This is a genomic window from Vibrio hepatarius, assembly GCF_018860525.1.
GTDB classification, from domain to species: domain Bacteria; phylum Pseudomonadota; class Gammaproteobacteria; order Enterobacterales; family Vibrionaceae; genus Vibrio; species Vibrio hepatarius_B.
Genome location: NZ_JAHKPM010000047.1, coordinates 1 through 1754, shown reverse-complemented (window position 1 = coordinate 1754; position 1754 = coordinate 1). Strand labels below are relative to the sequence as shown.

Sequence of the window (1754 nt, the reverse complement as noted above, 5' to 3'; positions counted from 1 at the left end):
GTGGAAACCTAAGCAATGAAGACATTGCTACCGCGCTTGAGGTTGTAATCGCAGTGACGGACAGTTTGAAAAAACGAGCAGGAGAGAACGAATGATGTTCGGCTATATCTTTGGTATTGTGTTCCTTTTCCTTATACTCTGGCTTGGAAACGGTGTTAGGCGCATCGGTTCGGTCAGTATCGGAGAAACGATACGGGAACGCGATGGATCAGCCCTTCTGTTGATTGATCTACAGTCAGTTTTCTGGGATCGCGGTCCATACTCGGACGCTTTAAAAGAGTCTGCCGCATCCGCCATTCTTGATGAAGTTGAAGCTGCGCGGGCCCAAAACCACCCTGTCATTGCCGTCCGTCAGGAATGGTCGATCCCTTCAACAAAGACTGTGGCGAGGCTCACGATGAAAGGACAGGCGATAGTCGGAAGTGAAGGAACCGAAATTGCAGAGCAATTCTCGTCACTTCCTGATCATGTTATGGTAAAGCGTGTGCAGGACGCATTCGAAACCGGCGAACTGGATGCCCTTTTGGAGCGTCTCGGTGTCGGTAAGTTACGTCTCGCTGGTTTGGATCTTAACTATTGTGTGCATAAGACGGCGCTGGCTGCTAAAAACAGAGGCTATGATGTCATCGTCGTGAAGGACGGAACTCTCTCAGCGGCACCAACGGAAGCTGCTGAAAAGCGGATGTTGTCAGCGGGTGTGGTCTTTTCTTGAGTGGACATTAATACTTCAAGCGGGAACGGCAACTTTGTCCTGTGTGGATGGCTCCCTTTTTGCAAGTACCTTTTTCGTGCGTGGCGTTTTGTCAGAAGCAGTCTTGTGTTAGGCCTGTTAGCGCGACACACATGGCCGCTGGCCCTGATGGTTTTCACCAACCAAGTCCCATTCCGCATATCGAACAGCAAGCGTTCTGGACAAAGCTCGGGGTGTCTTGGTTTTTGGGCAGATTGTCCGTCGTCATATAAAATGGGGCATCAGAGCGGCTTGAGTATTGGAGGCTCTGGCTCGTTTGTGTGATTGATTATGCGGCTTGTTTCTGATGTTGCAAGCGGCGTTGTTTGATTGTGTTTTTCTTGATTTTTTCCCTTTCTCTGAGAATGGCTTTGTCGCGGCCGAAGTAGACGTCGGCTGGTGTGACGTTGTTCAGGCTCTCGTGGTAGCGCTGGTTGTTGTAGTATTCGACAAAGGCCCCGATCTGGCGTTCGAGGTCACCGGGCAGATAGTAGTTCTCCAGCAGAACCCGGTTCTTCATGGTCTGGTGCCAGCGTTCGATTTTGCCTTGGGTTTGTGGGGGGAACGGTGCGCCCCGAACATGCGTCATTTTTTGATCCTCCAACCACTTGGCCAGATCGCCGGAGATGTAGCATGAACCGTTGTCGCTGAGCAGGCGTGGCTTGTGACGCACAACCGCCTGGTCGCAACCAGACGCCGTCAGCGCCAGTTCGATCGTGTCTGTCACGTCCTCAGTACGCATGTTGGTGCAAAGCTTCCACGCAATGATGTAGCGGCTGTAATCATCGAGGATCGTGCTCAGATAATACCAGCCCCAGCCAATGATCTTGAAGTAGGTGAAGTCCGTTTGCCACATCTCGTTGATGGTCGTGGTTTTGTCTTTGAACTCCTCGGCCGCTTTAATGACCACATAGTCAGGTGCTGTAATCAGGTCCGCTGCTTTGAGAATGCGGTAAGCTGATGATTATGTGACTGATTAATGGGTCACGTCAGTGTATTTAACAGCTCGTTCCCATGTCGTCCC

At 51.2% G+C, this 1754-nt stretch carries 1 protein-coding gene and 1 pseudogene; one reads left to right on the top strand and one right to left on the bottom strand.

The genetic code is table 11. The annotated features are described in order from the left end of the window. Positions 1 to 91: 91 nt before the first annotated feature. The gene (locus KO511_RS14015) at positions 92 to 712 is read left to right on the top strand and encodes a cysteine hydrolase family protein (RefSeq protein WP_215984056.1); all 621 of its coding nucleotides are present in this window, start codon (positions 92 to 94) and stop codon (positions 710 to 712) included. A 307-nt stretch (positions 713 to 1019) separates the two neighbouring features. Here the strand turns inward: KO511_RS14015 and KO511_RS14010 are convergent. Continuing rightward, positions 1020 to 1694: pseudogene (locus KO511_RS14010) on the bottom strand (transposase); the annotation flags it as partial. Positions 1695 to 1754 lie beyond the last annotated feature (60 nt).

Coding starts and splice junctions, on each gene's coding strand:
- KO511_RS14015 (WP_215984056.1), top strand. CDS start 92: ATGATGTTCGGCTATATCTTTGGTATTGTGTTCCTTTTCCTTATACTC.